Here is a 26,319-nt window from a genome sequence, read left to right on the forward strand (position 1 = left end):
CGGTTTTTTTCAACTTATTTACTTATAAACGTTCAAGAACGGCTTGAGTAAAATCTGTGGTGCCATGGCTTCCACCAAGATCACGTGTTGTTCTGTCGCCAGATTCGATAACATCGGTGATCGCTTGTCTAATTTTATTTGCTTTATCGCCCATTTCTAGGTATTCCAGCATCTGAATAGCAGCAAGAATAACAGACGTGGGGTTCGCTAGGTTTTTACCAGCAATATCCGGGGCACTGCCATGAACAGCTTCAAAAATCGCACAATCTTGACCTATGTTTGCACCTGGCGCCATACCTAAGCCGCCGACTAAACCGGCGCATAAATCAGATAATATATCACCGAATAAATTGGTGGTAACAATTACATCAAATTGCTCAGGGTTCATAACAAGTTGCATACAACAGTTATCAACGATCATTTCAGTTGATTCGATGTCAGGATATCGCTCTGCTACTTCACGTGCTACTTTCAAAAATAAACCTGAGGTTGATTTAAGTATATTGGCTTTGTGAACAGCAGTCACTTTCTTGCGGCCTTCTTTACGAGCGGTTTCATAAGCAAATGTTACGATACGTTCAGCACCTTCTCGAGTGATCAAACTCATCGCTTCAGCAGTTGATCCATCTTCAGAAACAGTTTGCCCCAATCCAGAATACATGCCTTCAGTGTTTTCACGAATGGTAATAATGTCAATATTTTCATAACGTGCCTTCGTTCCTTTAAACGATAATACTGGACGCACATTCGCATAAAGTTGAAACTGTTTACGTAACGTAACATTAATCGACGTAAAGCCTTCACCTACAGGGGTCGTTAATGGACCTTTTAAGGTGATTTTATTTTTCTTGATCAGTGCTAGTGTTTCTTCTGGAACGAGCTCTCCATGTTTTTCTAATGCGACAAGTCCTGCATCGGCATATTCATAATCAAAGTCGCATCCTGCTTTATCTAATACCTTTATGGTAGCGTCAATGATATCTGGGCCAATACCGTCGCCTGGAATGACGGTGATTGTTTGTTTAGCCATTATATTTACCTTTAAATCTGAAAAATAGTTGTTTCAACGTAACGTTAACAAGTAATGCCATTTGAAATGGGGGAGGGTTATATCATGCATTGCTTTTGTAAGCTAGGATGAAAATTTTCATAACCCTCACCAAGTGGCTTAACGTTATTATAGCGCTAGTTTAGTCAATTTGAGAGGGTATTTTAACACGAGTTACCAATTGGTTTATTAGACATTAGTCCAGCATGACGTGCTTTATCAATTCTCTGGGGGATACTTTTGAATTAAGCTATCTAAACTTTCGTATTTATGAGCTGTAGCATACTCTGTAAGTGTGCCATCGATGAAAAGTAAATAGGAGCATTCGTCTTGTGTGGTAAAACCATCTGATTTCATATGCTGAGTTCGATAAAATAATACTTGGTAATATGTGTCATTGACTTTTTTAGCTTCGGTAATATCCGGTTTCCCTAACGAAGACAATGCGTTAGGGAAGGTAAACTGCCCAATTTCAAGCTTAGCGATAAATTGCCGATTAAACTCTTCCCTGTCTTTCCATTTCATATCTGCTGGGTTATCGTCCCAAAAATTGATCACTAATAGTACGATCAATGCATACCCGAAAAGTGCAATAGTGATAAGACTGAGAACTTTTTTATTCATTATTTAATGACAACCTATCTTATTCTCTAGGAATACGGATGAACGAGCGGTTCGGTCGTTCTTTGTTTACTCTTTTCTGCAATAGCCATTGCCTGAAGAGCTGCGCTCAAAATAACGCGACTCTTTGTTAAATCTTCTTCGTTTAGCCCACTAAGTTTGACAGCTTTTGACTTGGCTATCGTCATTTTATCACTCAGCAAAAACTTTAAACAAAGCTCAATAGATCCAAGGCGTTTATATCATATTTAGCATGCTGTTCTAAAAAAATACGATGAACGGTTGATAAAAATCGTTTACTAAACAAATTACTCCACTAACCCAATTATTCAGACAACCTTATATCTTTTAAATTAAAGCCAAGCGGAATATCCTGTTTTAAGGTTAATAGTGTTCGACTTAACTTCATTTGCTGGTCACTTTGTTTGAGTTTTTCTCTAATGCTCGCTTTTAGATCTTGAGCATTGATTATCCCCGTTAAAGAGCCATAACGATTTAATAATTGAGCAGCCGTGATTTGCCCAATACCGGCGACACCAGGTATTTTATTGGTTGTGTCTCCTGTGAGAGTCCACAAATCGAGCAATTTTTCTGGTGGAACATCAAATTTCTTTTTAACAAAGTCTCTATCGAGGTAGCGTCTGTTAAAGTAGTCATGAACGCATATTCGCTCATTTAAAAGCGACAAAAAGCATTTATCGGTTGAGACGATGGTTGTATTTTGATCTCGAAGCGCTACTTTTATTGCTAACGTTGCGATTAAGTCATCCGCCTCATCGGTTTCTGAACAAAGTGAGTCTACACCATTTTCCATAAACCTATCTTGAATGGTGTTAAGCGCTTCTGCGAGGTGCTCGGGCATTTTCTTACGCCCTTTTTTGTAGTCCGGGAAGACTTGATAGCGCCAACAAGGTGCTTGACTATCAAAAACCGCCAAAGCATGTGTCGGTTGGTGTAGCTCTAAAATATTATTTAATGCTTTTTCACAGGCGCTAATCGTGTTGAAGATAACTTGTTTCTTAGTGTTTTCTGATAACTCTTCGTTAAGCAAAAAAGGCCTTTCTTGAACGGCATAAATTCTACGAATTAAGTTGAGTGCATCAATTAAAACTAAGTGTACTGACATCAATGGTCCCGTATTACTTGATAACAAGGGGTGTATTCTGAGCCTGGTAATTTCATACGTTGCTGCTCAACAAATGATTTTAATAACGTGTCCATCAACGACATAATTCTTTGATCACCGGTTATTTTGAAAGGACCGTGCTCGCGTATCGCTTTAATGCCCACTGATTTAACATTACCTGCAACAATTCCTGAAAAAATTCGCCTTAAATTGGCAGCTAATGTTGCGGTATCAAGATCGTAACTGATCTCGGTTTCTGACATGTTTTTATGGCTAGGTTCAAATGGCTGCTGAAAGTCGGGTTCAATAACCAATGACCAATTAAAGTGATAAGCGTCTCCAATTTGCTTGCGATAGGTTAACACCTGTTGCAGTCCATCAACCATAGTTTTAGCAACTTTAGCAGCATCATCAATAATGATTTGGTACAAGCTTTGCGCTTTCTCACCAAGGGTTTCACCGACAAACTGATCTATTTGTTTAAAATATTCTTCACTCTGCTTAGGTCCAGTTAAAATTATGGGTAGCTTTTGTGCCTGATTTTTCGGATGAAGCATGATCCCGAGTATATACAATAACTCTTCAGCGGTTCCTGCTCCACCTGGAAAGATGATAATACCATGGGAAATACGAACAAATGCCTCAAGGCGCTTTTCAATATCTGGCATGATGACCAGTTCATTAACTATCGGATTAGGGGGCTCAGCTGCGATAATACTCGGTTCGGTCAAACCAATATAACGACCGTTACTCAGTCGTTGTTTAGCATGACCTATTGTTGCACCTTTCATCGGGCCTTTCATCGCGCCAGGTCCACAACCAGTGCAAATGTTGAAGGATCTTAACCCTAGTTGGTAACCAACCTCTTTAGTATATTTATACTCATTCTCTCCAATAGAGTGGCCTCCCCAACAAGTGACCAAATTAGGTTCACTTTCTGGAATGATGACGCCTGCATTTCTAAGAATATCAAATGTATTATGGGTAATGGTTTTAGCCGAACTATCTTGCCCATAGCGACCATTAACAAAGAGAATGTCGCGTAGAACCGCAGATAGATGCTCTTGTATACCACGAATGATTTTTCCATCGACAAAAGCATGTTGTGGAGGATTCTCAAGGGCGATTTTTACGCCTCGCTCTCGTCTTAATACTTGAATGTTAAAGTCTTTATACTGCTGATAAATGATTTCTGCATCGTCGGTATGACTACCAGAATTTAGTACTGCTAAAGAGCAGTTACGATACAATTGATATAATTGACTACTTGCCGACTGTTGTAAATTTTCTACCTCTAAAGGAGATAGTAGATTCATTTTGCCAACAGGGTTTAATTGATACTTCATAATGCAACTCCTTTACGACGACAAACTAGGAAGCGTATATGACCTGATTTTTTCCGTTTTTCTTCGCTTGATATAAAGCTGTATCTGCTCGTTCAAAGGCGATATGGACATTATCTTCCTGTTTGACATGTGTCGCGCCAATGGACAGTGTAATACTGACTTTATTGTTTTTGAATTTAAAAGGTAGTTTAGCTACTTTCAAACGAATCGCATTGAGCTTCTTAACTAGTTGCTCCTGATCGTGGTTGGAGAAAATGAGCACGAATTCTTCACCTCCATAGCGACCGACAAATTCATTTTGAGTAAACTCTTTGGCAAGTGTGTTGGCGATAACTTGAAGGGTTTTATCGCCAGCAGTGTGACCATAGGTGTCATTGATTCGTTTAAAGTTATCGAGATCGATAACGACAAGTGCCAAATCAAACGGCGTATGATGGAAGCGAACCATTTTCTTGGCAAAGTAATCATCAAAAGCGGCTCTATTACCCAATTTGGTTAGCGCGTCTTGATAGCTTCTTGCTTGTTGTTCTTGTACTTGTTTTTCAAACGCTTTACTTTGTTGCTCTAAATGCCTGACTTTTTGTTGCATATCATTGAGCTTGATCGACATATCACTCAGTTGCATTACCTCAAAAGTTGTTTTTTCTTCTAGAGCGCCAGCTATCTGACTTAATTTATCGTTAATATCTAATTTTATGTCAGCAAGAGAATTTGCTTGATCAAGCCCTTTGGCCATATCAACAATTTTTTGCTGAAGCTTCTTCGTTAGTGAGTCATGCTTAGCTTTGGCTTCGTCGTTACTATGTATCGTGCTTTGCACGGCTTGTTGAACGGTAGATAAGGTTTCACTTAACGTTGAAAGAAACACTTTTGCAGTAGAGCGTTCTTGAATGAGATCTTTATTGATAATATCAAATACTTCGAGGAAATCTTCGAGCAGATCTTTTTGTGTTATTTCCTGACAAAGGTCAGCACGGATTTTATTTAATGCTGGTTTATACTTCGTTGAGACAACCAAGTTAGAAATAAAAGATGAAAAGCGCTCAATAATGGTTTTATCAATGCCTGATTTTTGCGAGGTTTTACTTGTTTGTTGATTGAGTAAACCACCAATGGGGGCAGCATCTTTTATTTCAATTGCAAATTGATAACATTCAATCAGTTGATTAAGCGCAGGAACATATTGAACAACAGAATCTTTGTGTTCATTACTTTCATTAATTAATTGACGCAATTGTTTTTTAAGGTTGGCTGGTAAACCGCTTATTTTTTGAAGTGTTAAAGCAGCTTGATGGAATTTTTCATGCAAAATTTTGATATTGTTGTCATTCTTTATCGAGTGCTTTTGCAGAAGCTGAGATACTTCTATTACAATATCTTCAATCTCACTCCAATCGTTAAATTGACCTAATTTTTTGCGTAATTGCGCGAGTTTATTATCTAAAACTAAATCTATGCCTTTTGCTGCAAGAGACAGTTTGCTAATTAGCTGGATAAGGGTAGTTGACTGAATTTTTAAATTATTTTCGAGTTCGGATTGCGCCGTCAACGCAGTATCTAACTTTCGCTTTAATGAGATTAACTCTCTGTCTGCTGCAGTCGGTTGACTCATCTAACAACAATTCCTTTGAAAATATTTACAGCATTGTTATGAAAAAAGAAAATTATGAATAAATGCCATAAAGAAAAACAGTATAGGTACTCATAGTATACGCCAGATAAAATAAAATCATTAAAAAATTTACTTACTACAGCGCCGTAATCGCAAATTAAATGTAATAATTATTGACGAAGCGTCCTACAATTTGGCGCTTTCATCTCTTGTGTCGAACGAAATGGATTTATATCTAAGCCACCTCGACGAGTATAACGTGCATATACCGTAAGATTTTTTGGCTGACAATGCTTGCTAATATCGCAGAAAATACGTTCGACGCATTGCTCGTGAAATTCATTGTGTTGACGAAAAGAAACGAGATATTGCAATAAGGCTTCGTGGTTTATTTTTTGCCCGACATAACTAATGTAGATAGAGGCCCAATCCGGTTGATTGGTAATAAGGCAGTTAGACTTTAAAAGATGGCTAACTAATTTTTCTTCGACCATTTCATTATCACTAGCCGTATTTAATAAAGCTGGGTTGAGCTCATAATTATCAACGGTAATATCTAAATCATCCAGTAATTGATAATCGCTCTTAGCAAATAATAACGCAGGACAATCATCGACTGGAAATAAGGTTACCTGCACGGTACTTTTAGTCAGCGCGCTCAAATCATTAATGAGGGTTTCCTTGACGATTTGCCAGGAGTCAAAGGAACTTTGATTAAAACTGTTTAAATAAAGCTTAAACGATTTAGATTCGACAATATTTTCTGACTGACAAGGGAAACGAAATTCTGCCAAAGCAACAACCGGTTTTCCTTTATTATTCAGCCAAGACAATTCGTAACCATACCAAACATCTTCACCGGTAAAAGGCAAACTATTTTCACTAATACTCAACTGTTGGCGGTTTAAACTCCTTGGAACCGCTTGCAACAAAGAGGCATCATACTGATCGCTATACTCAGTTGCTTTTCCTAAGGTCAGGCTTTTTAAAATTGAATCGTTGCTGTATTGGCTCATAACATTTAGCATGCGTAGTAAAAGCGACTATTTTAAAGTATTTTGGTTGGAGATGATATTGTTGAACACGAAATTATCACAGAAGGTTCTTGAATTTTCTGAGCGATATGTCCAAGCGTTTATGGATGAATTTGAACACTTACCTGTTACTGAACATGACAGCGAATGGCCTTCGCCTTGTACCAAGCAACCGTTAAATGAAGATTTAATTACTTGGAAACCTGAAAAGATTGAGGATAGTCTTACCTTCAGCAATATAGAGCAAGCACTAGAATTAGCTATTCACCCTGACATCGTCAGTTATTTTACAACAATATATGGTGATAACATGGCTGCAGTATGCAGCGAAGGACATTTGTCTTTGTTATTTCCATGGAGTCAGCAGGACTTTTTACGACTGCAAGAAAATATTGTTGGTCATATTTTGATGAAAAAAAAGCTTAAACAAGATATTACGGTATTTTTTGCCGTGACTGATCAAGATGAGTATTTTTTATCGATTAATAATCAAGATGGTTCTGTTTGGGTAGAACGCGTTGGTTGCAAACCGCACAAGCGCTTGGCTGATTCTCTAGCACAATTTTTTGATACACTTACCCCTCTAGTTAGCAAAGAATAACTTATTTCTCGTTTAGCTTTTGCTTAAGCTCAGTTACTTCTTTTTCTAAGGCAGTAATTTGAGCTTTCAATGGCTGTAAAGCCCGTTCAATAGCATCATTAATGTCTTGAGTCATGTCGTTATTATTGTTGCTTGCGCTTATATTGGCTAGTTTATTGAGAGGGGAGATAGCTGTCCTTTCTGGTTGATGAGTCCACGTCTTTAATGCCGACACTATGCTTGGTAACGGCACAGGTTGTGATAATTTTGGTTTTATAAGGGCGACAGTTGGCTTTTTACCTTGATTTGCCAGTTGGTTGGCAATGCATAAAATTTCTTCAGAAATAGTCATATTAAAAATAATCGCAAGTGGAATTGACCATATTTTAGCGAAAAAAGTTACCGCTGTCGTTATTAATTTTAGTGTGATAGTGGTTATTTTTATAAAAAACAGCATGTTACAATGTTGGCTCATTGTTTGCTGAATGTCTGCCATAACAACATATTAATGAAACCAAAGGAATATTTTATGAAAAAGTCATTGATTGCATTAGGTTTAATCTTACCATTAACCGTTTCTTTAACCGGCTGTGTTATTGCTGTAGATGGTGACGGTGATGCTCGTGTGATGAGTTCTGATTTTGATGATAGAGAGTATGATAACCGCAAGGCAATTGCCAAAACACCATTACAGTCAAGTATTGTTGATGTAAAAGCAAAGCTAGGCATTGCTGATTTTACAGAGTCTTATACTCATGATGATAAAACAGTACAAGTACTTTATTATCGCACGCATCGCGTTCATAAAGATGGCCTAACGACAAAAGATGAATGTACTTATCTTAAGTTTGTTGATGGCAGCTTAGTCTCTACCGGTAATGGTGCAGATTTCGAAAGGTATAATAACTAATCGATTAGAAACCAATTTATTTTAAGGCATTAAAAATTCAGTTTTTAATGCCTTTTTACTTTTAGGCTTTGAACTGATGCGTCTGGGTAGTGAGATATCTTACGATTAGTTTTATTAGCATCATAATCCATTTGCTAATTGATGTAATCAAATCGCAGTGAGTGTTTAAAATTTGATCTTATTTTAATTTACCTGCTATGGTAGCGAGATAATAATAAATAATCTTATCAGGGTTACAACAGTATGAATGAACAGTTAGAACAGCAAACGGAAGTTGAAATCAGGGCTGCTTATTTGGTTGCAGAAGACTTAAAAGTGGCGGCATCACTATTGTATCAAGCGTATCATGATGATCCTGTTTTTCTGGAGATATTTAACGGTGATAGCGCTGATTATGAGCAAAGATTAAGAACCTCGATAAGGGAAGAGTTAAGTGCATTCTGGCAAGCAAAGCAACCTATTGTGGGGTTGTATTTGGGAGAAACCATGGTTGGTGTGGCCTGTTTGAATAAACCTGATGAAGGGGTTGGCTCTGGGCGTTTTTGGCATTGGCGTTTAAAGATGCTGCTCGGTGCTGGGTACTTTGGCACCAAGCAAATGATTGAAAAAGAAGATATCGTTCTCGCTTCAGTACCTATGAAAAAGTTTCATATGCTCTCTTTTATTGCAATACACCCTTTACATCAACATCATGGCTTTGGACATTACCTAATGGCAGCTGTGAATACATTACTTAACGATCACCCTGACAGCGAAGGTGTAGCAGTGTATGCAACGACATCAAAGTATCAAGAGTTTTTTACTGATGTCGGCTACGAATTAATTAAGCAGGTGACCGTAGGGAAAGTTTCAGGATCATTGATGGTTCATTACCGAGAATAACGTCATTTTGGCCTCAGCCCCAAGACCTTAACAAAAGGGACGATGGCTATTTTAATACTAGCATTGCCAGTATCAAGAATAGCCAATTGCAGAAAAAATAAACCTAGGTTATTAGCCCCTAGACACGATGATTTGTTTTATCGTTAACTACAACGTACTGGAAGATAACGATACATATTGCCGCAAGGGCTCCATATAAATGGGCATCGATCGCTACATTAGCACCTATCAGGGCCTCGATATCACTGCTCGCTCCATAAAATTGTTCATGGACTAATTTTACTACCACACCCAACAGAAGAAGATAACCCGTTTTTTCTTGTGCTTTTATATCTTCAATAGCACCGAGAATAAATAAGCCATGCAAAATGCCGGAAAGTCCTACATAGGTATCCATTGTCGGAGAGCTGATATACAGGCCAAAGCTCGTACCTAAAGCAAGGACGAACAGCACAATTATGTATGATAATAGTGTAAAGTATTGGCCGTGAAGTGACCAAAGTAATACAACCGCAACGATATTCAATAATAAGTGGAATTCGTTGGTATGGAGCAAATGTCCAGTGATAATCCGCCAAATTTGGCCTTGCTCAACTGCAAAGGATTGGTAGGCCAATGACGATTCGATATTAAAGTTCAAAAACGATAACACAATACTTAAAGCGATTAATGTCAAAGGGCCTAATAAGTGTATTGGCTGAGTTGGTAGAGAAGAGAATTTGAACATAGCAAGTGATAAACCCTAGAATTTTATTCGTAATACCTACTGAAAATAACGTCTGAACAACGTAAAATAGCGTTATCGGTTACTTCATTGAGTCAAGGTTGATGGCAAGAGCTTATTGTACATCTTGTTTACGTCCCACGGTTACATGTATTTGCCAATTTATGGTGACAATTGATAATCAAACGACGTTGATTGTATTACAACATCCAAGCGAAGTGAAAAATCACAAAGCTACGGTTCCTATGCTAAGCGGTTCATTGAATAATGTACATGTTTTCGTTGGTGAAGATTTTTCATCAAGAGACGATGTGAAGTCTTTGCTAGACAAGTTTAGTTGGCCAGTATTATTGTATCCATCAGATAGCAACTGTGTGGTATTTGATGATGTTAATGATACTAAGGTTATTATTGAAGCGAACAAGAAACCTGATTGCTTAATTGTTTTAGATGGTACGTGGCGTAAAGCTTATAAAATATATCAACTAACACATTTTCTGCACGAAATAACGCACTTTGCTTTATCTGAGCAATTTCCGTGTCGTTACTCGATTAGAAAAACTGATAAAAAAGGCGCGCTATCTACGTTAGAGGCGAGCTGTTTTATGCTGTCAATAGTAGAACAAAATGCCAAGCGCTATCAGCCGCTATTGGACAAGTTTTTAGCGTTTAATGACTACCAACAAAAATTCGTAAAATCACAACCACACAAGAATAATGGATAAGCCATGTTATTAATAAGTAGAGTGTTTAGTATTTTATTGGCATTAACAGCATTTACACTTGATGCAAAGCAAGAAATAAGAGAGCCGGAAGCGACTACGGCAATCGATAATAAGTCGGCAGTTACAGCGTCTAACTACATGGTGGTCGCTGCTAACCCTTATGCGAGTCAGGCTGGTAAAGATATATTGGCCAAAGGGGGGAGTGCTGTTGATGCCGCGATAGCCGTTCAACTTGTGCTAACACTTGTCGAGCCTCAGTCTTCAGGCATAGGTGGTGGTAGCTTTATGCTGTATTGGGATAAACAAACTAAGCAGTTGCAAACTTACGATGGCCGCGAGACTGCCCCGAAAAAAGTGAATGACCAGCTTTTTGTTGGTGCTAATGGTCAGACTGTTTCTTGGATAGACGCAGTCGTTGGTGGGCGTTCAGTAGGTGTTCCTGGTGTATTAAGTGCAATGAAATTAGCCCATGATGAACACGGTAAGTTACCTTGGGAGTCGTTATTTGGCAAGGCAATAGAACTTGCAGAACAAGGCTTTATTGTATCACCTCGGTTAGAAAAATTGTTGGCAATGAATATCAATCCTGGGGTAAAAAAATTAAGTGAGATAAAGCAATATTTTTATCCTGATGGCCATCAAGTTAAAGCGGGTGATCGCCTAAAGAACCCTAAATTGGCAAAGGTGTTGAGAAGTCTTGCAAAAGAGGGAATTACACCGTTTTATCAAGGGTGGATCGCCGACAGTATAGTCAAAGCCGTGCAACAGGCTGACATAGCGCCAGGCTTGCTGACTAAAAGTGATTTGGCTTCATATAAGCCAGTAAAACGTGAACCGGTTTGTGGGGGGTATAAGCAATACGAAATTTGTGGCATGGGACCGCCAAGCTCTGGTGGCGTAGCTGTGATACAAATCTTAGGAATGTTAGAACCTTTTAAACTTGAACAACGTCGGTTTAATGATATCAATACCATTCATTTATTTACCCAGAGTTCGAAGTTAGCCTTTGCAGATCGAAATCATTACATAGCTGATAGTGATTTTGCCGATGTTCCTGTGTCATCTTTGCTTGATAAGCAATACCTTAAACGTCGTGCTGCGCAGATACCTTTGAAAAAAGATTTGGGGCTTGCTAAAGCCGGTCAGTTTGATGAGCTCATAACGTATGCGGCTGACGATAGCTATGAGCTACCGTCAACCAGTCATATTTCGATAGTCGACAAAGATGGAAACGCTGTTTCAATGACGACGAGTATTGAAATGGGCTTTGGCTCAACAGTGATGGTTGAGGGCTTTATTTTAAATAATCAGTTAACTGATTTTTCATTATCACCAGAGCGCAATGGTAAGCTTGTCGCCAACCGCGTCGAACCTAAAAAGCGACCTCGCAGTTCAATGGCACCCATGATGGTATTTAATCCAGACGGCAGTTTACGTTTGGTCGTTGGTTCTCCAGGTGGTAGTCGAATCATCAATTATGTTGCACAAACATTATTAGCCGTTATTGATTGGAATATGGATATTCAAACGGCGATCAATTTACCTAAGGTAACCAACCGCAATAAGGTGACAACGATAGAGCAAGGAAGTTGGTTAGAAACCCTCGCTTCAGGGCTTAAACGCATGGGGCATAACGTTGTTATACGTGACCTTAACAGTGGTTTACATGGTATTGAGGTAACATCCAATGGTCTTATCGGCGGTGCTGACCCTCGCAGAGAAGGGGTTGCTATGGGACAATAGTGCATGTGTAATTATTCATGATTAATGTTGGATTATTTCAATTTTTAATATAATTGATTTCATAATATTCCAATTGATGTTTTATTAACATATGTGTTACAAACAGTTGGCGAATCATAAGCACAATAAATATTACATTTTATATAGGAGTTGGAATGAAAAAATTGTTTGTATCGTTAACCATAATGATGGCTACATCCGCTGGCGCAGTAAGTGTTGATAGAGGGAAAATTGTTCAAATATATGCAGATAACGAAGGCCATGTAGCTATAAAACTTGATACTGGTTTTCCTGATGCTGAGCTAAATGGCGAGTGTCCGTCTTATAATGGTTGGGTAGGGTTGCATGCTCCAAATGAGAACTTATTAAAAAATATTTATCATGCCAGAGAAACTAACTCTAACGTCACTGTTGTTACAGAAGGTTGCGAAGATACAACGTGGATTAAACTGAAGTCAGTTTACATATACTAGATTAATATCACTACACCTTTCTATTAGAGTTTTTTACATTAGCATTACTCATATAACTAGTAGCTGCTTTTATTTGCAGCTACTCCTTTATCCTAATTTTTCATTTCTAGTTCCCAGTGTAGCGATAATTTAAACAGTTTAATGGTTTGTAGTGCGTTTAATGTCTTAATTCAAAAGGAGTTTGGTTGCAATTTAACAATGGATAATATCAAAAATTTGTTTCGTTAAGTTTTTACTGTAGAGTGTGCGGGCTTAAATAAGCAGCACAGCACCTGTTATAAAGAGCAGAAGGTGTTCTAACTTTTTTAATGCGATATTAAAGGCAAATGTTCTAAGCAAATAGTTTAATGGGCAAGAACGATAAGTAAATTAAGAATAGTTAAGTGGTGGACGATACTGGGTTTGAACCAGTGACATGGCGCGGGTTGTAAAGAGTAGAAGGTGTTTTAACTTTTCTAGTGCCGCAATATAGCTCTAAACAGATAATTTCGACTTTAAGCGTATGGAATTAAATAAGATAATTTAAGTGGTGGACGATACTGGGCTTGAACCAGTGACCCCCGCCTTGTAAGGGCGGTGCTCTCCCAACTGAGCTAATCGTCCATTGGTATAGACACAATAAAATAGTGGTGGACGATACTGGGCTTGAACCAGTGACCCCCGCCTTGTAAGGGCGGTGCTCTCCCAACTGAGCTAATCGTCCAATTTTATTGCACAAGAGACTACTTATATCAGAAGTGGTGGACGATACTGGGCTTGAACCAGTGACCCCCGCCTTGTAAGGGCGGTGCTCTCCCAACTGAGCTAATCGTCCGTCTCTGTGGGGGCGTATTATAGGCACATCCAAAAAGCTGTCAACAAAAACAGTGGCTTTTTTTTACCTTTTTTAATGAAAATGAATCGAATGGTCTATTTTTCAACATCTTGATTATTTTATAGACTTTCCAGTGCGTTAAAAATACGAGTTATTTTAATTTATCGAATTAATTCTCTTTTTAGAGGGTGTATTAACGGGGTTTGCCTGATAAAATAGCCGCCATTTTTATCATGGCAAAGTACGTGCGTGTCGAGATTTAGTAAGTTAAGCCGTACTGTTTTGTCAATTTGATTAACCTAGAGAGATCTTTATGAGCTTAACAACACGTTTTGCGCCAAGCCCGACAGGATACTTGCATGTTGGTGGCGCACGAACTGCCTTATATAGTTGGCTATATGCTAAAAAAAATGGTGGTGATTTTATTTTACGTATTGAAGATACAGACCTTGAACGCTCAACTCAAGCATCTGTTGATGCAATCATGGATGGCATGACGTGGTTAAACTTAGATTGGACCCAAGGCCCATTTTTCCAAACAAAACGTTTTGATCGTTATAAAGAAGTTATCGCACAATTGGTCGAGTCTGGTCATGCTTACCGTTGCTATTGCACGCCAGAAGAAGTCGAAGCTATGCGCGAAGAAGCACGCGCTAAAGGTGAGAAAGAAAAATATAACGGCATGTGGCGGGAAAGAACAGACTACCCAGAAGATAAGCCTTATGTGATTCGTTTTAAGAACCCTTTAACGGGAAGTGTTGTTATCAATGATATTGTTAAAGGTGACATTACTATTAACAATGAAGAACTTGATGATCTCATTATTGCTCGCTCTGACGGTTCGCCAACTTACAATTTAACCGTAGTCGTTGATGACTGGGATATGAAGGTGACTCATGTTATTCGTGGTGACGACCATGTCAATAACACCCCCCGTCAAATTAATATATTAAAAGCACTGGGGGCCCCTGTACCACAATACGCTCATATTCCAATGATATTAGGTGACGATGGCAAGCGTTTGTCTAAACGTCATGGTGCCGTTAGTGTCATGCAATATCGCGATGATGGCTATTTACCAGAAGCGCTACTCAATTATTTGGTGCGTTTAGGTTGGTCTCATGGTGACCAAGAAATTTTTTCTCGTGAAGAAATGATTGAACTTTTTGACTTAACCGGTTGTAACCGTGCACCTTCAGCATTTAACACTGACAAGCTGATTTGGGTAAATCAACATTATATGAAAACCCTAGATCCTGCATATGTTGCGGAGCATTTAGCATGGCATATGAAAGACCAAGGGATTGACACCAGTGTTGGTCCAGCGTTAGCTGACGTTGTAAAAGTACAAGCAGACCGTGTTAAAACATTAAAAGAAATGGCTGAGATTTCACGCTATTTTTATCAAGATTTTAGCGAGTTTGATGCGACAGCGTTGAAAAAGCATTTACGCCCAGTAGCTCAGCAACCGTTAATGTTGGTTAAAGAAAAATTGGCTGCGTTAACCGATTGGAAAGCCGAAGCAATTCATGCAGCGATCAATGAGACGGCTGAGGAACTTGAATTAGGCATGGGCAAAGTGGGAATGCCGCTGCGTGTTGCTGCAACCGGTGCTGGAAACTCACCTTCTCTAGATATAACGCTTGAATTATTGCCTAAAGAAAAAGTGTTAGCTCGCATTGATTTGGCATTAGCGGCTATTTCTGAGCGTATCGCTAACAGTTAATTCAAGCACAATTGTTAATGTGAAAAAAAGGCTTAAATGATGATCATCATTTAAGCCTTTTTTAATCGTCCCTATATATTTAGAAAGTTTAGTGTTTAATAACTCGAGAACTCTTCACGATAATGGTCAACCCAAAGTGCAGTTGCACCGCAAATGGCTACGGGCATAACAACTAAGTTAACAATTGGCAACATTGAAAAAATCGCAGTGGTGATACCAAAACTATAACTTAATCCTTTTTTATGGGATAAAGCACGCCTCATCTCATCGAAATTTACTTTATGGTTGTCAAATGGGTAGTCTTTATATTGGATCGCCATCATCCATGCGAGAAATAAAAACCATAATACTTGACCAATTACAGGAAGGATCCAGTAAAGCAAGAAAAACCCAATTGCTCGTGGTAGGTAATAGCGGAACTTGCACCATTCGCGGCTCAGTGTGCGAGGAATGTCTTTAATAATTCCAGTAGCACTTCCTGATGGCGGTTGGCGTTCGGTAAGTAGCGCTTCCATTTTTTCAGCAAGCAGGCCATTAAATGGTGCAGCAAGCCAATTACTGACAGAGCTAAAGATAAAAGAGAACATCACCAAAATAAATAAAATGGCAACTGGCCAGAGTATACTGCTAACCCAAGACATATAGTCGGGTAACCATGCTTCTATTGCAGTCATATAGCTTTGTAATTCAAGTATTAAGTAATAAAAAGCAAAAGAAAATAGCACTAAATTTATCGCTAAAGGAATAAAAACAAATCGTCTTATCCCTTTCATGCGAATTAGCTCAAAGCCTTTGATTAGGTATCCAGCACCGCTGTTAGCATAAGGTTGTTTAACATTCATTTGTAATTTGAGTCACTTAGTTGATTTTAATTTTTCATTCACAATAAGTATAAAAATTCTGATGTCATTTGAATAGAGGCAAGTTGTTACAAAGTCATTCGCTTTCTGCTAGAGTGAGCGAGAAACCACATAAGAATCCAATACCGTCGGTCAAGGCATAGGTAAATTGGGCGAGAAATATTTAGCATTATGCGCTTAAAGCAAATTAAATTAGCTGGCTTTAAATCCTTCGTGGATAAAACAAAAGTCACATTTGAACATGATATGACTGCGATCGTTGGCCCTAATGGTTGTGGTAAATCAAATGTTATTGATGCTGTTCGCTGGGTTTTAGGAGAAAGCTCAGCAAAAAACCTCCGTGGCGATGCCATGACCGACGTGATATTTAACGGTGCTACCAGCCGAAAGCCTGTTGGGCAGGCGAGTGTAGAGCTGGTTTTTGAAAATATGGCGGGTCATTTTCAAGGAAGTCTTGCCGATCGAAATGAAATTTCAATACGGCGCGTGGTTAATCGAGACAGTCAAAGCAGCTATTTTCTCAATGGTAGTAAATGTCGTCGTAAAGACATTACCGATATATTCTTAGGAACTGGTCTTGGCCCTAGAAGCTACGCGATTATTGAACAGGGCACCATCTCTCGGCTTATTGAATCTAAACCTCAAGAGCTGCGTACGTTTATTGAAGAAGCTGCGGGTATTTCTAAATATAAAGAACGGCGCAAAGATACTGAAAACCGTATTCGTCATACCCGAGAAAACCTTGATCGTTTAAATGACATTCGCGTTGAATTGGCTCATCAACTTGAACATTTATATGGGCAAGCGCAAGCTGCGAAACGTTTTAAGATATTAAAGACTGAAGAGCGATTACTAAAAGCAGAATTAGCTTATTTAAAATGGCAAAAGCATGCTGAACAGTTTACTACCATTGAGCAAACGATTAAAAAAATTCAGACAGAAATAACTTCGGCAAATCAATCGTTAAGCGATCACGAGCTGAGTTTGTTTACCGTTAAGCAAACGCTAAAAAATGCAACATCAGAACACCAAGCGATTCAAAACGAGAAGTTAGATTTAGCTCAAAAAATTGCAGCCAATGAACAAGCGGTAAAGCACCGCAAGCAGCAGATTCAAAAATATCAATCTGATGCGTTAAAGGCGAGACAGCAGCTAGAGAAAACACAAGAGTTATTGGCATTAGCGCAGCAAGAACTTAGTCATTGTCGTCAATCGAACGAACATGGTTCAAACGAGAGCATTGAACAATTGGCTAGCGCATTACGTCAGCTAGAAAAGGAAGTAACGCAAGTACAAGTTAAGCAACAAAATGTTTATCAAGCGTGGCAAAAAGACCTCGAGTTTCAACGTAACCATCAGCAAAAAAGGGAATCTTTATTAGCAACTATTGAAAAACTATCGACCACCAAAGATTATCTTTTTGAGCGCATTAGCATTGTCACTAAACAATATAAAACGCTAACTGACAATAACAATAAAGAGCGGGAGACGCGTTATGAGTGTCAAGAAGAACAAGATCAACTCGATGAGCTTGAACAACAGTTAGAAACTATTGAACACCAGCTAAACGAAGTAAATTGTCAACAACAAGCTGCGGCACAAAATAAGGGAAGCTTGCTTGGTCGAGAGAAATCACACCAAGCTCAAATCGAACAGCTTGAAAAAAGAGCTCGCGCCAAGTTAGATTGGCAAGTTGAACAACGATCTTTTGTTAATAAACTTCTCGGCAGCGATATACTATTTAGTGACAAGATCGACGTTGAGCCAGGTTGGGAAAAAGCGACTGAGCTTGTTTTACATCATTTTGTTAATGCCAACATTTTCCCAAGCGAACACTTTAGACAATTGCTTGAAGAAGAACTTCCTGAGGTTTTACGTTTGTTGGTCGTTGGTAACGATAGTCTATCGACAATCGAGGCAAATGATAGGCAAAGTTTAGCTGCGAAAGTACATCATCAAGATCCAGAAGTGAATAAAACCATTCAGCCAATCCTTGCTCAGATTTTGCTTGCCAATGATCTAGATGAAGCTCTGCGTTTACGTGAAATTTTAACGCCAGAGCAGAGTATAGTTACAAAGCACGGAGAGTGGCTGGGTCAACATTTTATCATCAAAGGTCAGCCTGTTAATACTAATCACTCATCTTTGACGCAAGGTGTCATAGAACAGAAAAATGAACTATTGGTATTAGAGCAATCCCTTGACCAACTGAAAAAACAGTTGAGCTCGTTGAACGAGCAAGAACAACAATATGCTACTTTTCGTGATAAACTATTAGATACTCGTAACCAACTCACTAGTCGATACAATCACGTAAAGCAGATTGTTGTTGAAAAACAAAAACAAGCAGCTGTAGAGCAGGAAAAACAGTTACATAATACTGAGAAAAGTGAAGCGCTCCGTAACGAGTTAGCTTCATTGCAACAGCGTTATCAAACAACCATTGTTAGCCTTCGTGAGCACGAAGAGCAGTATAGCCATTTTACCAGTCATTCTGATGTTAGCGAAAGCGACTCGGAGTTAACGCTTGAACAGCAATATCACGTATTGGCCCAGCAATTAACTGAATTTCAGCTCCAGCGTGAACAGCTTCAACATCAAAAGCATCAGTTAGAACTTAATGTAGAGCAAAACAAACAACAATTACAACATGCAGTTCAACATGTTCAGCGTCATCAAGAAAACTTAGCTAAAGAGCAGGCTCATCTTGAAATAGTAGACAAAGAGTTACAGCAACTTGTTGCTCCACTAGAAAACGAAGAAAGGTTGCTGAATCAGCAAATAGACCAGTACGCACAGGTTGAACTTAAACTCAATGATTTAGTCTCAGAGATAGAAGTGGCAGAGCATACACTTGAGCAGCATGAACAAACAAAACATAAATTGCAGCGACAAATTGAGCAATTCAACAATAACTTGTCACAACAAAGACTATCGATGGAAAACGCTCGTCTTAAAATGGAAAATACCGAAGAGCTGATGACAGAGTTAGGACATTTACCTGATGAATTAGAGAAAAACTTGCCTAGTAATGCGAGTGAAGGCCAGTGGCAAATAAAACTTACCCGCACGACTAAACAATTAAGTGAACTAGGAGCGATTAATTTAGCAGCAATTGATGAATATAATCAGCAAATAACGCGGAAAAATTACCTAGATCAGCAAGATGAGGATTTAAATCTTGCAATTTCGACGTTAGAATCAGCTATAGTGAAAATAGATCGAGAAAGTCGTCATAAATTTAAGCTAACATTTGATCAGGTAAATCAAGATTTACAAACACTGTTTCCTAAAGTGTTCGGTGGAGGAACGGCTTACTTGATGTTAACTGGCGATGACCTACTTGAAACTGGCGTTACAATTATGGCAAGACCGCCAGGTAAGAAAAATAGTACCATTCACTTATTGTCAGGTGGAGAAAAAGCATTAACGGCACTTTCTTTAGTTTTCGCAATATTTCGATTGAATCCAGCGCCATTTTGTATGCTTGATGAAGTCGACGCACCGTTAGACGATGCAAACGTTGGGCGTTTTTGTAACTTAGTTCGGGAAATGTCCCAGACGGTGCAGTTTATATATATTAGTCATAATAAAATTGCAATGGAGATGGCGAGTCATCTAACCGGGGTTACTATGTTTGAAGCAGGGGTTTCAAGAGTGGTCTCGGTTGATGTTGACGAAGCGATAGCCATGGCAGATGTATCATAAGAATAGGCTAGATGATGGAAGATAATTTTAGAACCGTACTAATTATTCTCAGTGCTATAGTGATAGCAGCCATTTTTATACACGGCTTCTGGACAATTAGAAAAAATAAAAATCCATATAAACTTAAAGCTAAAGCTGAAAAAATTGAGCCTATGGAGCGAGGCTTCGATAGCTCAGGCTTTGATCAAGATGGGGTGGGGCGTGTTCGCGTTGTCAGTGCTAGTACCCTTAATGACGATGAAATACCTCACGAACCGGCTCCAGCGCCAAATTATGATGAAGAGCCATTACCTCATGATCTTGAAGAACGTCAAAAAGATACACCAACTTTGGAACCAACCTTAGGGGACCTTCATGATATTCATGAACAGCCGCCTATTTTTGATACCCCGCCTCAAGCCCAGTCGTCACAAGTAAGGGGAGAAGAAAGTCTTAATAAAACAACTGCTGAACTAAATCCTGAACTAAAAGAAGACAAGGTTTATCAAGAGCCGGTTATACATCCGAAAAAAACGATTGCAAGAACAACTTCAGCGAAAAAGAAACCAGAAAAATCAGCTGAACACCTAAAACGTAACCAAATGGAGATAAATTTTGGCGATGCTTTTGAGGCAGTTGAACATGAAACGAGTGGTTCAAAACGCAAAAGTGATCCTGTGTTAGAAAAACCCCCAGAAATCGAGCCAGAGGTAATTGTTGTATCTGTTGTGATGACCGAGAATAATCTGATCAGTGGAGCAGCATTATTACCGACTTTACTTACCTTGGGCTTACGCTTTGGTGATATGGATATTTTTCATCGCCACCAAGATAACGCGGGTAATGGGAAAGTAACCTTCAGTTTAGCCAATATGATGAATCCTGGCACCTTTAACTTAGACGATATGGAAAGCTTTACAACACAAGGTGTTAGCTTGTTTATGACCCTGCCAAATGCAGGAGACCCATTTGAAGTATTTGAACAAATGATGTCAGCAGCAAAACAACTTTGTGCAGAATTTAATGGTCAACTTCTCGATGATAAGCGCAGTGTTATGACGAAACAAACCGAGCAACATTACATTAGCAAAATTAGAGAGTTTGATCGTCGAAGTAGAATTGCTCACGCATAACTGTATTCTGACCCCGTCGATAACACGGGGTTTGTTTATTCTTAATAATAACCAAAACATAAGTAACCTCTATGTCCGACTCTGTAATTAACGCCCGCGTAGCTGAGCTGCATCAATTATTAAACCAATATAACCATGAGTACTACGTACTTGATCAGCCAACTGTTCCAGACAGTGAATATGACCGTTTGATGAGAGAGTTGATCGTACTTGAAACCGAATATCCAGCACTTAAAACCTCTGATTCACCTACGCTAAGGGTTGGAGGAGAAGCGCTTAAAGTATTTACCCAAGTAACACATCAATTACCGATGTTGTCTCTTGATAATGTATTTTCGGTGCAAGAGTGGCAAAGTTTTGTTGACCGTATCAATGATCGGTTAAAGGCGAAAGATAATATTAAATTTTGTGCTGAACCTAAGTTAGATGGTTTAGCAGTGAGCCTGCGATATGAACATGGTGTGCTTGTTCAAGCGGCAACACGCGGAGATGGCACCGTTGGTGAAAATATCACTGAAAACGTTAGGACGATTAAAAGTATACCGTTGAGACTTAACGGAACTGACTTTCCAGACATTATTGAAGTTCGTGGTGAAGTCTTCATGCCTAAAGCTAGTTTTGAAAAACTAAACGATGAAGCGATTAGCAAGGGCTTGAAAACTTTTGCTAACCCAAGAAATGCGGCAGCAGGAAGCTTACGTCAGTTAGATTCAAAAATAACTGCAAAGCGTAATTTGGCATTTTATGCTTATGGTGTCGGCTATGTTGAACATCAAGGAAATCCTTCTTTGGGAGAGGCTTGGTTAGCGGATTCTCATTTTGAGCGCTTATGTCAAATTTGTGAACTTGGGCTGCCAATGTGTCCGGAAGTTAAATTACTCGAAGATAGCGAAGGAGTCGAATCGTATTATCAACAAATACTGGCCAAAAGAATCCAACTACCTTATGAAATAGACGGAACCGTGTTTAAAGTTGATGATATTGAACTGCAAAAAGTCTTAGGGTTTGTTGCCAGAGCGCCAAGGTGGGCGACGGCCTATAAATTTCCTGCACAGGAAGAGTTAACCATTCTCCAGGATGTTGAGTTTCAAGTTGGCCGAACCGGGGCAATTACGCCTGTTGCGAGATTACAGCCGGTATTTGTTGGTGGTGTTACCGTGAGTAACGCCACCTTGCACAATCAAGATGAGATCACGCGTTTAGGTATTCGCATCGGAGATACCGTCATTGTCCGTCGTGCGGGTGATGTTATTCCGCAAATTGTCAGTGTTGTTTTAGAGAGACGCCCTGAAAACAGCACCGAAATTCACTTTCCAACCCTCTGCCCAATATGTCAGTCAGATGTTACAAAGGTAGAAGGAGAAGCGGTATTGCGTTGCAGTGGTGGCTTGTTTTGTGGTGCGCAACGAAAAGAAGCGATAAAGCATTTTGCTTCAAGAAAAGCATTAGATATCGATGGGTTAGGTGACAAACTTGTTGAGCAAATGGTTGATGAAGGCCTGATTAAAACGCCAGCCGATCTATTTAAATTGTCAGAACTCGATATCAGCACCATGGAACGAATGGGGCAAAAATCAGCGAAGAATTTAGTAAATGCTATTGAAAGTGCAAAACATACGACGTTAGCTAAATTTATATACTCTCTAGGGATCAGGGAAGTTGGTGAAGCAACAGCCAATAACTTAGCGCAGCATTTTCTTACGTTTGAAGCCATTAAGGAGGCTGATGAAGAGAGTTTGCAAGAAGTACCTGATGTTGGCGTTGTTGTTGCTCAAAATATTGTTAATTTCTTTGAGCAAGAACATAACTTAGAGGTGATAGCGCAATTAACTCAGGTGCTAACTTGGCCAGCTATCGAGAAGAAATCAGTTGATGAGTTACCTTTGTTGGACAAAACATTCGTGTTAACGGGGACCTTGAGTCAAATGGGCCGTACTGAAGCAAAAAATAAACTTCAAGCGTTGGGGGCGAAAGTGTCGGGAAGTATTTCGGCAAAAACTGATTACCTTGTCGCTGGAGAAAAAGCGGGCTCTAAGCTGGCTAAAGCACAAGCGCTTAACGTGGATGTTTTAACAGAAGAACAAATGATGGCGCTTTTTGAGCAATATGGTGATTAGTTGTGGAGTGGTTGAACGCACTTGGTCAAAGTTTTAGACCATTTCAATATCAAGCATCGTTAGCAATTATTGCAACGCTATTGGTCATTTTTGGCAACGATATTAATAATGCGGTTAAAAAACTGGTTTCTAAACAACATTTTATTGTTCGAAGTTTGGTTTTTGTTTTAGTTTGTGCCTTTGGTTATGGATTATTGACTATTTATTTGACGTCGTTACTCAATCAACAACTAAATAAGATCCCCGATCTCTATATTATGCCGAGTATCTTAATCGTGTTTCTTTTGCTTGGCATGTATGCACAAAAACAACGCCATATTTAATGGTTTTTATTTTAATTGCTAAGAGTTCGACAAGCGGTGTAGATCGTTATTCTCTACAACCGAAATTTTATCGTTCTTAAGTTGTTTGACTAGCCTTATCATCGCCTTTGCAAGAAGCGTGGCTTGGATTGGTTTCCATCGTTTAAACCAACCCTTAAAAAGGAAAGGCAACCAACGACTAATGAACGATAAACTTTGCTCTAAATATCTTGGCTGCTTTCTGCTTCCTAAGAGCAGACTTGGCCGACAAATAATGAGTTGTGTCTCACTGTTTTTGCAAAGTTTTACAATATTCTCTTCCATAACTCCTTTGCACTGATTGTAAAAGAGCAATGATCGAGAATTCGCGCCGATAGCGCTTATCACCACTAACTGTAGACTTTTTGCAGTAACCGCTAATTTAGCGCATTGTGTTACTAACTCAACATCAACCCAATAAAAGTTTTCGCGAGAGCCTGCGTGTTTTATCGTAGTACCCAAACAACAAAATACCGTGCTGTTAGCGAACAAGTGCTCAAAAACTGCGAGATTGTCAAAGTCGATAACATGTTGAGAGAGCTTCTCGTGCGCTATGTCTAACTTTCGTCTAACAAACAAGTGAATTTCTTTTGCATGTGAATCTTCAAGTAGATGATTTACTAACGCTTGCCCAGTCAACCCGGTAGCACCAATGACTAAGGTTTTAGTTAACGGAACCGGTGAAGTTAAGGCGTGTTCAGACATATTATATTACCCAAAGCGCGTAGATAAACATGAGTAGAGGTAAAGGCAATAATATGGTAAATAACAGTGTCTCGCACCACTCTATCGCTCGATAGAAATAATGTAATCCGTCTTGTTGATATTGGTTTGACGGTAGGCGCTGAAAGAAAAAGATAAAAGCGGCCAATACCAACGATTGCAATGCTAAAAATAGTAATGACAAGGTTATGATTAAAAATACGTATGGGGCTTGTTTGTGAAGCTGTTGTTGAAGCACAAAGGATAAAACAAAGGAACAAATACTCCATAAGATGATTCGCCAACGAAAGTCATATAACGTAATGGCTAAATTGTTAAATAATTCTGGAGATAGCATGCGTTTCAATGGTTATAATTCCTTGATTTGAAAATGTATGATTTTACAAATCATGTTATAGTTTTGCTAATTGCCTTCGATGTAAGATCCCATAAATTATTTATGAAACTTTTTCTTTTAAGCATATGTCTTGTTACAACGCTAAGTATAGCAATTTCTGGCCAAATAAGTGCCAAAACATTCACTTATGAGGATAATCAATTAAAAGAAAGGATAGCTGACAATCAACCGGACATTTCGCAACGTTTAATAACGTTAGAGTTAACAAAGTTAACGGATAACGCTGGCCTAGAATATATTGGTGCGATCGTGCCTGACGATATTCTACGTGGCTATTTGAGCAAGTTAAAGCAGATAACCGCTAATCGATTTCTCGAGTTTCGTTCGCATCAACAGAAACGAGATCATCATCAGTTTCACGTTACTGTTATCAACCCTTATGAATATCAACGATATCAATCAAGTCGCCAATTGTTGGGCAAAAAAATAACGGTTGAATTATACGAGTTAGGGACAGTATCAAAAGAAGAAGCGCAAACTTATTTTGTGATAGTTACCTCAACTCAAGGGCAGTTAATGCGAGAATCACTAGGGTTACCAGCCAAAGATTTTCATATAACGTTAGGTTTTGCACCTAACGACATTTATGGTGTTAGCAAAGGAAAAGAAACAATTATTAACCTGAAAAAAACTTAACCGCAAAAGTTAACACGCTGTTTGGGTAATAAAAGTTAAAAGTTAAAAGTTAATAGTTATTGGTTAGTCATAATTTACGAGTAATAGAGGGATAGCAAAGTGAACGTTAAAATTTGGTGTTGTTGTGCAATTATCGCTTTGGCAGGTTGTGCAAAGTCATCTACCGGCCGTAACCAGATCATGCTCTTTTCAGGAGATGATTTAAACAAAATGGGCATTCAATCTTTCAACGAAATGAAAGAAAAACAGAAAGTTTCGACCAATAAAGCGCTTAATGGTTATGTGCAGTGTGTCGCAGGTGCAATTACAAAACACGTTGACAAATCGGTGCACGATGGTAGCTGGGAGGTTGTTGTTTTTGATTCTGAACAAATTAACGCATTTGCCTTACCTGGCGGTAAAATTGGTGTTTACTCGGGCATTCTTTCTGTTGCAGAAGATCAACATCAATTAGCAGCAATTATAGGTCATGAAGTGGCGCATGTCGTTGAGCAGCATTCAAATGAGCGTTTGTCGGCTAATTACGTTGCACAAGGTGGTTTAGTGCTTGCCGACGTATTTTTAAGCGCCAATGTCAGTAACGAGAACAAAGGGTTATTAATGGCAGGTTTAGGTCTTGGCTTACAGTTTGGTGTTGTCATGCCTTATAGTCGATCTCATGAAAGTGAAGCAGATATTATCGGCCAAGAACTAATGGCGACTGCAGGGTTTTCGCCTAATGCAGCTATTAAGTTGTGGGGAAATATGGCGAAACATAGCAAAAGTTCAGTTCCCGAGTTTATGTCAACTCACCCATCAAATCAGACACGAATAGATGATTTAACTAAACATTTGCCGAAGGCAAAACAACTGCAAATGGGAACGAATATGCCAAATTGCGTAAAACCTAAATAGTTTTAGCAGTAATGTAGGGCAATAAAAAAAGGCAGCGAAAGCTTAATGCCAGTCAGTTAACAACTGACTGGCATTTTTTCTTGGGATATTTGCTAGGTTTTGGTTTAACGCATCTTGGATACGCTCGCTCTCGCTTCATCGGTAAGATGTGGTGCTCTACTTGAGCT

The 26,319-nt window shown here is 39.0% G+C and carries 24 protein-coding genes and 3 tRNA genes; 13 read left to right on the forward strand and 14 right to left on the reverse strand.

What is annotated here, in order from left to right; all coding sequences use genetic code 11:
* Nucleotides 1-22 precede the first annotated feature (22 nt).
* The 6 genes from ACSLUH_RS12565 to queF all read right to left on the reverse strand — a co-directional run bounded on the left by ACSLUH_RS12565 (nucleotide 23) and on the right by queF (nucleotide 6,769).
* Complete coding sequence (locus tag ACSLUH_RS12565; RefSeq protein ID WP_448567490.1) at nucleotides 23-1,030, reverse strand: isocitrate dehydrogenase; 1,008 nt, start codon at nucleotides 1,028-1,030, stop codon at nucleotides 23-25.
* Nucleotides 1,031-1,267: 237 nt separating this feature from the next.
* Entirely contained in the window at nucleotides 1,268-1,672 is a 405-nt protein-coding gene (locus tag ACSLUH_RS12570; RefSeq protein WP_448567492.1) for a DUF3192 domain-containing protein, read from the reverse strand.
* A 322-nt stretch (nucleotides 1,673-1,994) separates the two neighbouring features.
* A complete protein-coding gene (xni, locus tag ACSLUH_RS12575; RefSeq protein ID WP_448567494.1) occupies nucleotides 1,995-2,795 on the reverse strand; it encodes a flap endonuclease Xni in 801 nt (266 codons plus the stop codon).
* Entirely contained in the window at nucleotides 2,795-4,141 is a 1,347-nt protein-coding gene (gene ppnN / locus ACSLUH_RS12580; protein ID WP_448567496.1) for a nucleotide 5'-monophosphate nucleosidase PpnN, read from the reverse strand. Before ppnN ends, xni begins: the two co-directional genes overlap by 1 nt.
* Nucleotides 4,142-4,166: 25 nt before the next feature.
* Nucleotides 4,167-5,753: a GGDEF domain-containing protein gene (locus ACSLUH_RS12585; protein ID WP_448567498.1), complete on the reverse strand. Its 1,587-nt coding sequence runs from the start codon at nucleotides 5,751-5,753 to the stop codon at nucleotides 4,167-4,169.
* A gap of 170 nt (nucleotides 5,754-5,923) precedes the next feature.
* Nucleotides 5,924-6,769, reverse strand: coding sequence for an NADPH-dependent 7-cyano-7-deazaguanine reductase QueF (queF, locus tag ACSLUH_RS12590; protein ID WP_448567500.1), 846 nt, complete (start codon nucleotides 6,767-6,769; stop codon nucleotides 5,924-5,926).
* A 52-nt stretch (nucleotides 6,770-6,821) separates the two neighbouring features.
* On the opposite strand from queF, the gene syd reads away from it, so the two are divergent.
* Nucleotides 6,822-7,388 (forward strand): SecY-interacting protein, encoded by a 567-nt coding sequence (syd, locus tag ACSLUH_RS12595; protein WP_448567544.1) that lies wholly within the window; start codon nucleotides 6,822-6,824, stop codon nucleotides 7,386-7,388.
* A gap of 1 nt (nucleotide 7,389) precedes the next feature.
* Here syd and ACSLUH_RS12600 read toward each other — a convergent pair whose 3' ends face one another.
* Nucleotides 7,390-7,719, reverse strand: coding sequence for a hypothetical protein (locus ACSLUH_RS12600; protein WP_448567502.1), 330 nt, complete (start codon nucleotides 7,717-7,719; stop codon nucleotides 7,390-7,392).
* A 177-nt stretch (nucleotides 7,720-7,896) separates the two neighbouring features.
* On the opposite strand from ACSLUH_RS12600, the gene ACSLUH_RS12605 reads away from it, so the two are divergent.
* Nucleotides 7,897-8,277, forward strand: coding sequence for a DUF3192 domain-containing protein (locus tag ACSLUH_RS12605; protein WP_448567504.1), 381 nt, complete (start codon nucleotides 7,897-7,899; stop codon nucleotides 8,275-8,277).
* 243 nt (nucleotides 8,278-8,520) lie between these two features.
* Nucleotides 8,521-9,159: a GNAT family N-acetyltransferase gene (locus ACSLUH_RS12610; RefSeq protein ID WP_448567506.1), complete on the forward strand. Its 639-nt coding sequence runs from the start codon at nucleotides 8,521-8,523 to the stop codon at nucleotides 9,157-9,159.
* Between the two features lie 118 nt (nucleotides 9,160-9,277).
* Here ACSLUH_RS12610 and rrtA read toward each other — a convergent pair whose 3' ends face one another.
* Complete coding sequence (rrtA, locus tag ACSLUH_RS12615) at nucleotides 9,278-9,886, reverse strand: rhombosortase (protein ID WP_448567508.1); 609 nt, start codon at nucleotides 9,884-9,886, stop codon at nucleotides 9,278-9,280.
* 101 nt (nucleotides 9,887-9,987) lie between these two features.
* Here rrtA and ACSLUH_RS12620 point away from each other — a divergent pair, with 101 nt between their 5' ends.
* The 3 genes from ACSLUH_RS12620 to ACSLUH_RS12630 all read left to right on the forward strand — a co-directional run bounded on the left by ACSLUH_RS12620 (nucleotide 9,988) and on the right by ACSLUH_RS12630 (nucleotide 12,824).
* On the forward strand, nucleotides 9,988-10,608 hold the full coding sequence (locus ACSLUH_RS12620; RefSeq protein WP_448567510.1) for a tRNA-uridine aminocarboxypropyltransferase: 621 nt from the start codon (nucleotides 9,988-9,990) through the stop codon (nucleotides 10,606-10,608).
* Nucleotides 10,609-10,611: 3 nt separating this feature from the next.
* Entirely contained in the window at nucleotides 10,612-12,351 is a 1,740-nt protein-coding gene (gene ggt / locus ACSLUH_RS12625; RefSeq protein ID WP_448567512.1) for a gamma-glutamyltransferase, read from the forward strand.
* A 155-nt stretch (nucleotides 12,352-12,506) separates the two neighbouring features.
* Nucleotides 12,507-12,824, forward strand: a complete 318-nt coding sequence (locus tag ACSLUH_RS12630) for a hypothetical protein (RefSeq protein WP_448567514.1) — start codon at nucleotides 12,507-12,509, stop codon at nucleotides 12,822-12,824.
* 527 nt (nucleotides 12,825-13,351) lie between these two features.
* Here the strand turns inward: ACSLUH_RS12630 and ACSLUH_RS12635 are convergent.
* The 3 genes from ACSLUH_RS12635 to ACSLUH_RS12645 all read right to left on the reverse strand — a co-directional run bounded on the left by ACSLUH_RS12635 (nucleotide 13,352) and on the right by ACSLUH_RS12645 (nucleotide 13,638).
* Nucleotides 13,352-13,427, reverse strand: a tRNA-Val gene (locus ACSLUH_RS12635).
* A gap of 24 nt (nucleotides 13,428-13,451) precedes the next feature.
* Nucleotides 13,452-13,527, reverse strand: a tRNA-Val gene (locus tag ACSLUH_RS12640).
* A 35-nt stretch (nucleotides 13,528-13,562) separates the two neighbouring features.
* Nucleotides 13,563-13,638: transfer RNA gene (locus ACSLUH_RS12645), tRNA-Val, on the reverse strand.
* Between the two features lie 313 nt (nucleotides 13,639-13,951).
* Here ACSLUH_RS12645 and gltX point away from each other — a divergent pair.
* The gene (gene gltX / locus ACSLUH_RS12650; protein ID WP_448567516.1) at nucleotides 13,952-15,364 is read left to right on the forward strand and encodes a glutamate--tRNA ligase; all 1,413 of its coding nucleotides are present in this window, start codon (nucleotides 13,952-13,954) and stop codon (nucleotides 15,362-15,364) included.
* A gap of 95 nt (nucleotides 15,365-15,459) precedes the next feature.
* Here gltX and cysZ read toward each other — a convergent pair whose 3' ends face one another.
* Entirely contained in the window at nucleotides 15,460-16,206 is a 747-nt protein-coding gene (cysZ, locus tag ACSLUH_RS12655; RefSeq protein ID WP_448567518.1) for a sulfate transporter CysZ, read from the reverse strand.
* 189 nt (nucleotides 16,207-16,395) lie between these two features.
* Here cysZ and smc point away from each other — a divergent pair, with 189 nt between their 5' ends.
* From smc to ACSLUH_RS12675, 4 genes are all read left to right on the forward strand, one after another.
* Nucleotides 16,396-19,932 (forward strand): chromosome segregation protein SMC, encoded by a 3,537-nt coding sequence (gene smc / locus ACSLUH_RS12660; RefSeq protein WP_448567520.1) that lies wholly within the window; start codon nucleotides 16,396-16,398, stop codon nucleotides 19,930-19,932.
* A gap of 11 nt (nucleotides 19,933-19,943) precedes the next feature.
* A complete protein-coding gene (zipA, locus tag ACSLUH_RS12665; protein WP_448567522.1) occupies nucleotides 19,944-21,044 on the forward strand; it encodes a cell division protein ZipA in 1,101 nt (366 codons plus the stop codon).
* A 71-nt stretch (nucleotides 21,045-21,115) separates the two neighbouring features.
* Nucleotides 21,116-23,161 carry an NAD-dependent DNA ligase LigA gene (gene ligA, locus ACSLUH_RS12670; RefSeq protein ID WP_448567524.1) on the forward strand — a complete coding sequence of 682 codons (2,046 nt, stop codon included), beginning with the start codon at nucleotides 21,116-21,118 and terminating at the stop codon, nucleotides 23,159-23,161.
* A gap of 2 nt (nucleotides 23,162-23,163) precedes the next feature.
* On the forward strand, nucleotides 23,164-23,484 hold the full coding sequence (locus ACSLUH_RS12675; protein WP_448567526.1) for a DUF3392 domain-containing protein: 321 nt from the start codon (nucleotides 23,164-23,166) through the stop codon (nucleotides 23,482-23,484).
* Between the two features lie 18 nt (nucleotides 23,485-23,502).
* Here ACSLUH_RS12675 and ACSLUH_RS12680 read toward each other — a convergent pair whose 3' ends face one another.
* Nucleotides 23,503-24,207 (reverse strand): NAD(P)H-binding protein, encoded by a 705-nt coding sequence (locus ACSLUH_RS12680; RefSeq protein WP_448567528.1) that lies wholly within the window; start codon nucleotides 24,205-24,207, stop codon nucleotides 23,503-23,505.
* 1 nt (nucleotide 24,208) lies between these two features.
* On the reverse strand, nucleotides 24,209-24,571 hold the full coding sequence (locus ACSLUH_RS12685; RefSeq protein ID WP_448567530.1) for a hypothetical protein: 363 nt from the start codon (nucleotides 24,569-24,571) through the stop codon (nucleotides 24,209-24,211).
* Between the two features lie 93 nt (nucleotides 24,572-24,664).
* On the opposite strand from ACSLUH_RS12685, the gene ACSLUH_RS12690 reads away from it, so the two are divergent.
* Both ACSLUH_RS12690 and ACSLUH_RS12695 read left to right on the forward strand, forming a co-directional pair.
* Nucleotides 24,665-25,258, forward strand: a complete 594-nt coding sequence (locus tag ACSLUH_RS12690) for a hypothetical protein (RefSeq protein ID WP_448567532.1) — start codon at nucleotides 24,665-24,667, stop codon at nucleotides 25,256-25,258.
* Nucleotides 25,259-25,357: 99 nt separating this feature from the next.
* On the forward strand, nucleotides 25,358-26,152 hold the full coding sequence (locus ACSLUH_RS12695) for a M48 family metallopeptidase (protein ID WP_448567534.1): 795 nt from the start codon (nucleotides 25,358-25,360) through the stop codon (nucleotides 26,150-26,152).
* The last annotated feature ends 167 nt before the right edge of the window (nucleotides 26,153-26,319 follow it).

This window comes from Thalassotalea ganghwensis (assembly GCF_053485795.1).